Genomic DNA, 11,077 nt, shown 5'->3' on the forward strand with positions numbered 1-11,077 from the left:
GGTACAGCGCGAAGTGTGCGGACGAGCGGCCCGCCCGCTGCCGTACCAGCCGGACGCGCAGGCGAAGCTGGTGGACGGCGCGGTACGGGTGGACCTCGGCAACACGGGCCGCTCGTCCGCACACTTCGCGCTGTACCCGTACGCGGGCGAGTTCCCCGTGCCGCAGCACCGGGACGTGCGGGGCGCGGACCGGTGGACGGTGCCGCTCGCCGGCGACGCGTACCGCTTCACGGTGACGGGGCCGAACGGCTTCCGGCGCGAGTTCGCCGGGCCCGCGAAGGGCGGCGCGTCGGCCGGGGCCGAGGTCGCCTCGCGGATCGACGCCCACGAGCGGGACCTGCACCTCACCCTGCGCAACACGGGCAGCACGGTGCTCACCTTCGTCGTGCGCCCCCTGGGGTACGTGGACGAGGCGGACCTGCGGGGCTGGTCCAGGACCGTCAAGGTCAAGCCGGGGCGCAGCCGCACCGTGGTGCACTCGGCGGCCGACGCGCACGGCTGGTACGACCTGGCCGTCACCGTCGAGGGGGACGAGTCCTTCCGGCGCCGCCTGATGGGGCACATCGAGAACGGCCGGGCGAGCGTCTCGGGCTGACGGACCGTCCGGAAGTTCTTTCGCACGGGAGTTCGGTGTTCGTCGGAACCGTCGCGGCGCGGCCCGCGTGTCCTCGATCATGACCGAACTGATCGAGAAATGGCTCGACGTCACGGAGGGGTCCGCCCCCGAGGAGGCGGACCCCGTCGTCCTGGAGTGCGCCCGCCTGCTCGCCGCCGAACCGGACGGCGAGCAGGCGGTCCTGCTGGCCTTCGGGCTGGTGGGCATGGCGCGGTACGTTCTCGAACGACGCGGCACGGCCGTCGAGCGGGCCGTGGTGGACGCGCTCGGCGCAGCCGCCGCGGCCCTGGACGAGCAGGTTCTCCGGGCCGGTGGGTGCGGGCACGAGGCCCATCCGTACACCGAGAGTCTGGAGGAGTGGGACACGGACGCGGACGGGCTGTTCGCCGCGCCGGACGTCGAGATTCCGCTCGATGAGTGGGACGAGGCCGAGATATGTCCCCGCAACGCCGCCGGATGGGCGCGGATCGCCGCCGACGTGATCCTGCCGGGCAGTACGGACGGCATCCCCGGGATCGTCCCCGAGGACCACCAGCGGCACATCCGCAGCCTGGGCAGCGTGCTCAACGACTATCCGAACGGTGACCCGTTCTGGGACCTGGACCTCCACGCCGTACCGAACAGGGATCTCTCCCGGGCCGCTCTCGCCGGCTATGTCGTCGTCGCCCATGCGAACTGCTGGTACGCGGGGTCGGGCCGGATCAGGCAGCGGTCGCTGCTCGACGACATGATCGAGGGCCTGGAGTCCGTACTGCCGCTGCTGCCGGACGGGGCCTGCGCGCACGAGGACGGCGAGCACCCGGCACTGCGCTCCGGCGGCGAGGAGCAGGCCACCGATGGCATCCACCTGCAGAGCCCCGGCGGCCGGACCCTCCTGCGCGAGGAACACGCGGACGGATACGGCGCCTCGCTGGAGGCATGGACCTGCACCACCTTCCTGCGCGCCCTCGCCGTCGAGGCCCGCGACCATCTGCGCGAAGCGGTCGACAGGCTCTTCGGCACCCGGGAGACGGCACATCTGGACCGGGTGTACCTGCGCCCCGACGGCCGGCTCGACATCGAGCCGCTGAGCGAGCGGCATGTCCCGTTCAAGGACGAGACGGCCTCCGAGGAGGCGGCGCTCTGGGCGGCCCGGCGGTACGAGCGGCTCGGTCCGGACGGACCCGCGCTCGACCGGACCGTCCTGCTGCTCCTGATGGGCACGGCTGCCGATTCCCTGGAGCTGTCGTACGGCATCGCCCGCGAGATCCTCGACATCCTCCGCACCGCCGCCGCCACCCTGCCCGGCGGCGCGTGCGACCACGCGGACGGCCATGGGCGCACGTCCGACCGCCCGGCGCACATCGCGCACCTCTACGACCCCGACGCATGCCCCGCCCCCGGCCCGGACCCCGGCCAGGGCTTCGGGAGCGAGCTGCTGACCTGCCCCGTCCACCTGGCGGAGACCGTGGCGAAGGGCATCGCGGAGATCGAGGAGCAGTTCGAGGAAGAGCTGGAGGCGGAGGAGCAACGGGCCGAGTGAGGCGGCCGGAGGACGCTGCGACCCGGGACCTCGGCAGCCCCTGCGACCGTTGTGAGTAACACCACGAAAGGGGCAAACGATCACGATCGGCTGCCAGAGTGGCAGTTCTCAGGTCATGCGCTCTTTGCGGGTAATTCATGCTTTGTCCCGACGAAGGGCCACGAACCGGCAGGGAGCACGTCCGTGGCCGCCATCGCCCGCTGGTGCATCAGGCACCGCCTCATCGCCGTCCTCATCTGGCTCCTCACCCTCGGCGGAGCAGCCACCGCGGCGGGATTCGCGGGTTCCGCGTACTCCAACGACTACGAGGTGCCCGGCACGGAGTCCGGCCGGGCCACCGAACTCCTCGCGGACGGCTTCACCGACCTCGGCGGGGACACGGACACCATCGTCTGGCACACCACCGACTCCACCGTGCGGGCCGACGACGTCCGCCAGACGATGACCCGGACCCTGCACCAGGTCGAGGAACTGCCCGGCGTCGGCTCGGTCACCGGACCCTACGGGGCCGCCGGCGCGGCGCAGATCAGCGAGGACGGACGCACCGCCTACGCCACGGTCACCTTCGACCGGCAGGTCGACGACATCCCGGTGGCCCAGGCGCAGGCCCTCGTCGACACCGCGAGGGCGGCGGCCGGCGAACACCTCCAGGTGGAGGTGGGCGGCTCGGCGGTCGCCCTCACCGAAGCGCCGTCCGCCCACCTCAGCGAGGCCGTCGGCGTCGTCGTCGCGGCGGTCGTCCTGTTCCTCGCCTTCGGTTCGCTCGCCGCCAGCATGCTGCCCATCGCCACCGCCCTCGTCTCCGTCGGCACGGCCTACGCGGGCATCGTGCTGCTCGGCCACCTGATGACCGTCGCCGACTTCGCCCCCATGCTGGGCATGCTGATCGGGCTCGGCGTCGGCATCGACTACGCGCTGTTCATCGTCACCAGACACCGCAGAGGGCTGCGCAGGGGCCTGACGGTCACCGAGGCGGCGCAGGACGCCGTCGCGACGACCGGCCGGGCGGTGGTCTTCGCCGGGGCCACGGTCTGCATCGCCCTGCTCGGCATGCTGATCCTGCGGCTCGGCTTCCTCAACGGCGTGGCCATCGCCGCCTCGCTCACCGTCGTCCTGACCGTGGCCGCGTCCGTGACCCTGCTCCCCGCACTGCTGTCCTTCATCGGGACGCGGGCCCTGAGCCGGCGCGAGCGGCGCAGACTCGCCGAGCACGGGCCGCAGCCCGAGCTCCCCACCGGCTTCGCCGCCCGCTGGTCCGCCTTCGTCGAACGCCACCCCAAGCTGCTCGGCGGGATCGCCGCCGTGGTGATGCTGGTCCTGGCCCTGCCCACCTTCTCGCTCCACCTGGGCAGCGCCGACCAGGGCAACAACCCCGCCTCGTCCACCACCCGGCAGGCGTACGACCTGCTGGCCGACGGCTTCGGGCCGGGCGTCAACGGGCCGCTGACGATCGTCGCCCGGCTGGACGGCGCGGACGACCGGCTGGCGATGGACGGGCTGCCCGCCACGCTGCGATCCACCGAGGGCGTGGCCTCGGCCGGCCCGGTCACGTACAGCGCCGACGGCGAAACGGCCTTCGTCACCGTCGTACCGAAGACGTCGCCGCAGTCGGAGCGGACCAGCGAACTCGTCGACCGGCTGCGCGCGGACGTGCTGCCGCAGGCCGCGCAGAACACCTCGCTCCAGGCCCACGTCGGGGGAGTGACCGCGAGCTACGACGACTTCGCCGGGATCATCGTCGGCAAGCTCCCGCTCTTCGTCGGCGTCGTCACGGGGCTCGGCTGCCTGCTCCTGCTGCTGGCCTTCCGGTCGATCGGCATCCCGCTGAAGGCCGCGGCGATGAACGTGGCCGCCGTGGCCTCCTCGTTCGGGGTCGTCGTCGCGGTCTTCCAGTGGGGGTGGGGGAGCGAGCTGCTGGGACTGGGCAGCGCGGGCCCCATCGAACCGTTCCTGCCGGTGATCATGGTGTCCGTGCTCTTCGGACTGTCCATGGACTACCAGGTGTTCCTGGTGGGGCGGATGTACGAGGAGTGGCTGGAGACCGGCGACAACCGGCGGGCGGTCCGGGTCGGCCTCGCCGAGACCGGCCGGGTGATCAACTCCGCGGCCGTGATCATGATCTCGGTCTTCCTCGCGTTCGTCCTCAGCGGGGACCGGGTCATCGCGATGTTCGGCATCGCGCTCGCCGCCGCCGTCGCCCTCGACGCCTTCGTCCTGCGCACGCTGCTGGTCCCGGCCCTGATGCATCTGCTGGGCGGGGCGAACTGGTGGTTGCCGCGCCGACTGGACCGGCTGCTGCCGCGGATCAGCATCGAGCCTCCCGAGCGGCCGGTGCCGCATGCGAGGATCCCGCAGGCGGCACAACCGGCCGAGGACGGGGCGGTGGAGGCCGCGAAGACCGTGTGAGCGGTCCGGGAAGTCCAAGAAGTTCGAGAAGGAGCATGATGTTCGCGGTATCCCTGGGTGACGACGGAGCGGAACTGCGTCCGCTGGAGATCTGGCAGGCGCAGGAGTTCCTCGCCCACATGGACCGGGCCCGGGAACTCGTCGATCCCTGGATCCCCTTCGCGTCCTTCGCCACCGACCTGGAGTCGACGCGCGCCCTGCTCGGAAGGTACGCGCAGAAGCAGGCAACCGACACCGGCCGGCTCTACGGCATCTGGCTGGACGGCACGCTGGTCGGCGGCGTCCTGTTCCGGATCTTCGACGCGGAGTCGGGGAACTGCGAGGTCGGCTGCTGGCTCGAACCGGCGGCGCAGGGGCGCGGCCTGATCACCCGGGCGTCGCGGAAGCTGATCGACTGGGCGGTGTACGAGCGCGGCATGCACCGGGTGGAATGGGTCGCCTCCGCCGCGAACCGGCGCAGCATCGCCGTGGCCGAGCGGCTCGGCATGAAGCGCGACGGGGTGCTGCGCGAGAGCTACCCGTACCGGGGCGAGCGGCACGACTCGGAGATCTGGTCCGTACTGGCCCCGGAGTGGCGGGCGCGGAAGGACTGAGAACGGGGCGCGGCGCACCGTCGAACGGGCGCCGCGCCCTTCCCGCTCGGCTCATCCGCTGCGGGCCGCCGGTGCCTTCTGCGTCCCGGTGCCGAACCTGGCCGGTGCGTACTCGCGCCGGTGCTCGCGGTAGGAGCGGGCGAGGTGGTGCTGGAGCCGGATGTGGCGGAACTGGTACACCGCGCCGGCCCGGCGCAGCACCCCCCGGCGGTAGGCGTCGTCCAGGAAGGCCACCGTGTCCCAGGGCAGCTTGCCGGTCATCGGCAGCCACACCCGCGACAGGACCAGCCACCGCCCCCAGGCGGTGAACGAGAGCGCGTACGAGCAGGTGCCGCCGAGCCCGCCGATGGCACCGATGAGGAGCCCGTCCGCCGAGGTCCAGATCAGCGGGCCGAGGATGCCGTCGAACAACTCGGTGACCAGGCCCCCGCCGAACGCGATGACCAGGGTGAGCATCGGCGCCAGTACGAGGACCTGCCGGAGCACCGTCGCGCGGTTCGAGGCCAGCAGACCGGCCGGGGTGGCCGCGGAGGCGACGTCCAGCGGCGCCTCCAGCGCGGCCAGGATCCCGAAGACGAGCCCGGCACCCGCCCCGAAGATCAGGCCGAAGAGCAGCATGTTGATGAGCGTGCCCTTGATCACCAGCTCGTTCGCGAGCGGGACTCCGTAGAACAGCCAGCGCTGGAGGGCGAAGGCGGACGCGCAGCCGACCCCCATCACGGAGCCGCCCAGCAGCACGGCACCGAACCGGGCGGTGAACGTACGGACCGGTCTGCGGCCGACACCGGTGCCCGCGCCGGGCAGCCGCAGCCGTACATGGGCCGGTTCGAAGGCCGTGGTGCCGAACCGGGCCAGGACCGCGTGGACGCACCCGAAGGCGAGACCGGCGGCCGTCCCCATCAGACCGCCCAGCAGGAGGCCCTGACCGATCGGGAACGGCAGGTTGACGAGGTTGATGAGCCACTCGGAGAGGGTGACGCAGAGCGCCGACGCCACCACCACCGACAGCAGCCGCGTGGACAGCCGGAGCGAGTCGCCGATCCGCCACCACGCGAGGTCCTGCTGGTCGCGGTCGAGCCGGGCCAGATGGTGGGCGAGGTAGCCGAGCCAGTGCTCGGCGCGCTCCGGGTCGCGGTGCCGCTCCCGGCGGCCGGCGGCGCTCCGCTCGGCGACGCGGCGCCGGTAGACCGTCGGCACGAAGCCCGCCAGCAGATGCTCCTCCAGGGAGTTCTCGTCGGGGAAGCGCCCGGTGTCCAGCAGCTCGACCGGATCACGGTCGGGCGCCTCGCTGTACATCGTCCGCGCCAGGATGATCATGAGCGGGGTGCTCAGGACCCTGGCCAGGGGAACGGCCTCCCCGTCCTCCCGGGCGCGCAGCCGGTCCAGTACGGGGCCCCAGACCGCTGTGCTCCCGTCGTCGCGGGGGACCCGGCGGGCCGTCCGGGGCAGGTAGTCGTCGAGGTCGTCGAGGGTGAGGTCGGTCAGTTCGAGACCGGCGGCCCAGACCAGCGGGGCCCCGGCCTCCCGGACGGCTTCGGCGAACTCGTCGCGCCGGCTGGTCAGGACGAGCGGGACCGAGGTGGAGTTGAGCTCCTCCAGGGCCGCGCTCCGCAGCCCCTCCGCGATCTCGTCGAAGCCGTCCAGGACCGGCAGCACGAGATCCGCGTCGACCAGCGCGCCGGCCAGCGTCGACCCGCCGGGAGCCCGGCGGGTGAGATGGGGGTGGTCGCGCACCAGCCGGTCGATCAGCCAGTCCCGCAACGCGACGGCCGTGGGGTCCCAGGAGCCGATGCCGAAGATCACCGGCACCCGGTCGTGCGGCTCCCGGGCCTCCAGCCGGTCCAGGACGAACCTGATCGTCAGGATCGACTTGCCGGACCCGGCCCGGCCGAGGACCACCAGCCGCCCGGAGTCGATCCGCCGGTAGACCTCGGCCACGCTGCCGAGGTCGCCGCTCAGGTCCATCCGGTCCGGCGTCGCTCCCGGCGGCAGCCGCTGGATGTTCGCCGAATGGTCGGTCAGGGAGTCGGGCGCGTCCTGCCAGCGCACTGGCAGCGGAAACGGGTCGTGGACCCGGCGGTGTTCCTCCTCGCGCTGCCAACGGCGCCTGATCTCCTGCGCCAATTCGTCGGCGGCGGCGACGAGGGGGTTGCGGAACGGTGACGCGAAACGGCCGGGACCGGACCGCGGACCGGACTTCTTCCCGAGGCCCGGTTCCGGGTGAAGTCCGGAGTCCCGTCCGGAGTCCCTTTCGGAAGCCTTTTCGGGATCCGGGCCGGAATCCTGCCCGGAATTCTGCGTGGGAACGGTAACGGGAATGGGAATTGGAGCGGGAGCGGGTGCGGTCGCGGAATCAGTCGAGAGACCCGCTGAGGAATCCGCCGTGGAATTCGATGAGGCGGAGTCCTCGGCCGTCCCGGTCTCCCCGGAATCGGGCGCGCTCCGCGTTCCCGTGAGCATGGCCACGAGTCTCTGGCGGTCCTCGGGCCCGGCCTCCAGGGCGTCCGCCAGCAGATTCACCGTACCCAGCCGGTGATCGCTGGATCTGCCGGTCTCCAGTCTGCGGATGGTGCGCACGCTCACTCCGGACCGTTCCGCCATCTGCTCCTGCGTCAGTCCCGACCGGGTGCGCAGCCGACGCAACAACGTGCCCAGCTGATCCGCCACTTGGACATCCTCTCCACCACCGAGCGCGGCCGGTCATGAGCCTATCGTGACGACCGGTCACGCATGGCCGGTCGTATGGCCTGTTCCCCGAGCAGCGCGAACGCCACGATCAGTGGTGCCCGGTCGGTGCGCCGACGCGGGGCGATGCACACCGCAGGACCTCCGAGAAGCAGATGGCACACGCGGCCGGCCGGCGACGGACCGGGACGGACCGCAGGGCCGGACGGGCCCGGCACCGGACCTGATCGCCTCTCCCGAATTTCTCCTGCTACGGACATATGAGGAGTTGACATGGCATATCGGTTCTGGTGCGGCGAATGCGGGTTCAAGACGCCATGGCTCAGCGAGTCCCAGGGGGCGGACCGTCAGCTCGAACACTACGAGAAACAGCACCCCGGAATTCCCCCCGGCGGCCACGTGGAGGTCAACCGGAAGAACCCGGAGGGCGGCGGATGCCTCCCGGTGCTGGGAATCGTCGTCCTCCTGCTGATCATCGCGGCCGCCTGCCAGCGATAGGGCCTGGGGCCGTCCGTGTCCGTACGGCGGCGATCCTGCGAAACCGCCGTCCCGGACGACGTCACGACGTCACGGCGTCCGGAACGAATTCGACTTCTACCGAACAGCTGGAATGACCGACCAACTGAGAGGGACAGAAAAGAAAATGAGCATGCGTGATGTTTCCGGGGCCCGCATCCCGACGGGCACAAAGGACGCGGGCGTCGACGGCGCGGCCCGGCGCCCCTCGCCGCCGCGCGGACACTGGCGCCGACTGCTGCCGGCGGCCACCGCGGCCTGCCTCCTGATGACCGGGGTCGGCCCGGCCGTCGCCGCCGCCCCGGCCACCGGCTCCTCGTCCACCGGCTCCCCGGCCGCCGCCCGGACCCCGGCCGACATCCTGCAGGCCGGGGCCCAGCAGGGGGTCGCCGACGGATACCCCGGCGTGATCGGCATGGTCCGGCAGGGCGACACCACCCAGTACGTCCACGCGGGCGTCGGCGACCGCGCCACCAAGACGCCCGCGGACCCGAAGGCCAAGTTCCGGATCGGCAGCAACACCAAGGCGTTCGTCTCCACCGTGCTGCTCCAGCTGGAGGGCGAGAAGAAGCTCTCGCTGGACGACACCGTCGAACGGTGGCTGCCGGGCGCGGTCGCCGCCAACGGCTACGACGGCTCGAAGATCACGATCCGTCAGCTGCTCAACCACACCTCGGGCCTGCCCGACTACTTCAAGTCCCTGCAGATCAACGGCCCGTACTTCCTCAACACCAACCCGAGGGAGGTCTACCCGCCGCAGAACCTGGTCGACGTGGCCCTCGGCATGCGCGCGCCGGCGGCCGAGCCGGGCGAGAAGTTCGACTACTCCAACACCAACTACGTGCTCGCGGGCATGGTGATCAAGGCCGTCACCGGCGAGGACTCGGCCGCACAGATCCAGCGGCGCATCATCGAACCGCTCGGCCTGCGCGACACCAGCTTCCCCACCACCGACCCCGCGATCTACGGCAACCACCTCCGCGGCTACGTGATCCGGGCGATCCTCATCAGCGACGGCACGGTCTCCAACGTGCAGGTCTTCGGGAGCGCCGGGGCCATGGTGTCGACCATGGACGACCTGACCGCGTTCTCCCGGGCGCTGATGACCGGAAAGCTCCTGGCTCCCGCACAGATGGCCGAGCTCAAGACCACCGTCCCCGTGACCGCCGACGTCGGCTACGGGCTGGGCATCGAGCGCATGAAGCTGTCCTGCGGGAAGTCGGCCTGGGGACACAACGGCGCGGTGCTCGGCTACTTCAGCGAGTGGCTGAGCAGCGAGGACGGCACCGAGCAGGTGGCGCACGCGAACAACGAGTTCCATCTGCTCGGCGGCACGCCGGGGCAGGCCCACACGGGCAAGGCCATGACGGACGCGTTCTGCGCGCTCTGAGCACCGCGACCGGAAGGGAGCCCCCCGCGCGGCCGGCCCGCCGACAGGCCCCGGCCGCCGGACCGGCCCCGACCCGGCCGACCCCCACTCACCCGTGAGAGCCCCGCTCTCGGAGAGGACACCCGATGAGAACGCAGCCGACCACCTGGCGGACCCGGACCCGGACGGCCGTCGCCGCCGCCGCGCTGGCCATGACCGCGACCCTCGCGACCCCGCTCGCACACGCCGAGGGCGCCGCCCCTCCTCCGGTGCTGTCCGACGGATTCGGCCTGACCCAGGTCGCCGGGGGCACCGAGGTGCACTCGGACAACGACTTCACCATCACCGTGACCACCTCGCAGGTGGCCGGACCGCGCAAGATCCGCATCTTCCTGCCCAGCGGCTACCGCAGCGAGCCCGGCAAGCGCTGGCCGGTGACGTACTTCCTGCACGGCGGGCCCGGAAACCCGGACGACGCCGCGGCCGCCCCGGCACTGCGCTCGGACTCGATGATCACCGTCGTGCCGGACGGCGGCCGGAAGGGCTGGTACGCCGACTGGCTCATGCAGAAGACCGCCGAGGGCGCGGCGAACTGGGAGACCTTCCATCTGAAACAGGTCGTTCCCTTCATCGACGCGAACCTGCGCACCATCGCCGACCGGGACCACCGGGCCGTCGTCGGCCTGTCGATGGGCGGCTTCGGCGCCCTGCACTACGGCGAGGCCCGCCCCGACCTCTTCGGGCACGTCGCCTCGCTGTCCGGCGGCATCGATTTCGGCATGGCGGAGGTCCGCGCGGCGGTCCTGGCCACGGAGCTCAACCTGCCCGGCGCCTGGTGCGCCGTGAGCAGCTCCACCCCGCCCGGCACCGGCGAGTGCACGGGCTACGGCCCGGTCGTCGACAGCGACGCGATCTTCGGCTCCCCGTACCCGATCCTCGACGCGGACCGGATCTGGAAGGCGATCGACCCGGCCGCCCCGGTCAACCTGGCCAAGCTCGCCGACACCGACGTCACGCTCTACACCGGCGACAACGACCTGATCGACCACTTCACCGCGATCGCCTCCAGGAACGTCAAGGCCCGCATGGACAAGCTCGGCCTGAGCAGCCGCCTCGTCGACTACGGCAACGGCTCGTCGCTCTCGCCCACCTGCAACGGCGGACACAACTACGGCTGCTGGGCACCCGCCATCGCCGACTACGTCCCCCGGCTCCAGGACTCCTTCGACCGGGCCGGCTGAACCGGCCCGGCGGAGGCGGCGGGCCCGCGTCGCGTACGCGGGTCCGTCACCCCCGGCCGGGGCCCGGGAGGGCACCGGGACCGGCGGCGGGGTCCGATCCGGGATCGGGGGAGGGATCGGGCCCCGCAC

The 11,077-nt window shown here is 71.9% G+C and carries 8 protein-coding genes and 1 pseudogene; 7 read left to right on the forward strand and 2 right to left on the reverse strand.

What is annotated here, in order from left to right; translation table 11 throughout:
• The 4 genes from EAO76_RS32060 to EAO76_RS32075 form a co-directional block, all read left to right on the forward strand.
• The coding region (locus EAO76_RS32060; RefSeq protein WP_148840429.1) for a phospholipase domain-containing protein at positions 1–595 on the forward strand (595 nt) is incomplete at its 5' end.
• A gap of 79 nt (positions 596–674) precedes the next feature.
• Positions 675–2,138, forward strand: coding sequence for a hypothetical protein (locus tag EAO76_RS32065; protein ID WP_148839377.1), 1,464 nt, complete (start codon positions 675–677; stop codon positions 2,136–2,138).
• A gap of 183 nt (positions 2,139–2,321) precedes the next feature.
• The gene (locus tag EAO76_RS32070) at positions 2,322–4,544 is read left to right on the forward strand and encodes an MMPL family transporter (RefSeq protein WP_148839379.1); all 2,223 of its coding nucleotides are present in this window, start codon (positions 2,322–2,324) and stop codon (positions 4,542–4,544) included.
• Between the two features lie 38 nt (positions 4,545–4,582).
• Positions 4,583–5,137 carry a GNAT family N-acetyltransferase gene (locus EAO76_RS32075; protein WP_148839381.1) on the forward strand — a complete coding sequence of 185 codons (555 nt, stop codon included), beginning with the start codon at positions 4,583–4,585 and terminating at the stop codon, positions 5,135–5,137.
• A 51-nt stretch (positions 5,138–5,188) separates the two neighbouring features.
• On the opposite strand, the gene EAO76_RS32080 is transcribed toward EAO76_RS32075, so the two are convergent.
• Positions 5,189–7,261, reverse strand: coding sequence for an XRE family transcriptional regulator (locus EAO76_RS32080; RefSeq protein ID WP_316248392.1), 2,073 nt, complete (start codon positions 7,259–7,261; stop codon positions 5,189–5,191).
• Between the two features lie 354 nt (positions 7,262–7,615).
• Positions 7,616–7,804 (reverse strand): annotated as a pseudogene (locus tag EAO76_RS47780) (helix-turn-helix transcriptional regulator); the annotation flags it as partial.
• Positions 7,805–8,095: 291 nt separating this feature from the next.
• Here EAO76_RS47780 and EAO76_RS44915 point away from each other — a divergent pair.
• The 3 genes from EAO76_RS44915 to EAO76_RS32095 all read left to right on the forward strand — a co-directional run bounded on the left by EAO76_RS44915 (position 8,096) and on the right by EAO76_RS32095 (position 10,948).
• Positions 8,096–8,320, forward strand: coding sequence for a hypothetical protein (locus EAO76_RS44915; protein ID WP_187438856.1), 225 nt, complete (start codon positions 8,096–8,098; stop codon positions 8,318–8,320).
• Between the two features lie 151 nt (positions 8,321–8,471).
• A complete protein-coding gene (locus EAO76_RS32090) occupies positions 8,472–9,728 on the forward strand; it encodes a serine hydrolase (RefSeq protein WP_148839387.1) in 1,257 nt (418 codons plus the stop codon).
• A gap of 125 nt (positions 9,729–9,853) precedes the next feature.
• On the forward strand, positions 9,854–10,948 hold the full coding sequence (locus EAO76_RS32095) for an alpha/beta hydrolase family protein (protein ID WP_148839389.1): 1,095 nt from the start codon (positions 9,854–9,856) through the stop codon (positions 10,946–10,948).
• Positions 10,949–11,077: the final 129 nt, after the last annotated feature.

This window comes from Streptomyces sp. sk2.1 (genome assembly GCF_008120935.1).
Classification (GTDB): Bacteria; Actinomycetota; Actinomycetes; order Streptomycetales; family Streptomycetaceae; genus Streptomyces.

What these genes read in the sequence shown, in the direction of transcription:
- EAO76_RS44915 (WP_187438856.1), top strand. Translation starts at nt 8,096, where the DNA reads ATGGCATATCGGTTCTGGTGCGGCGAATGCGGGTTCAAGACGCCATGG.
- EAO76_RS32090 (WP_148839387.1), top strand. Translation starts at nt 8,472, where the DNA reads ATGCGTGATGTTTCCGGGGCCCGCATCCCGACGGGCACAAAGGACGCG.
- EAO76_RS32075 (WP_148839381.1), top strand. Translation starts at nt 4,583, where the DNA reads ATGTTCGCGGTATCCCTGGGTGACGACGGAGCGGAACTGCGTCCGCTG.
- EAO76_RS32065 (WP_148839377.1), top strand. Translation starts at nt 675, where the DNA reads ATGACCGAACTGATCGAGAAATGGCTCGACGTCACGGAGGGGTCCGCC.
- EAO76_RS32095 (WP_148839389.1), top strand. Translation starts at nt 9,854, where the DNA reads ATGAGAACGCAGCCGACCACCTGGCGGACCCGGACCCGGACGGCCGTC.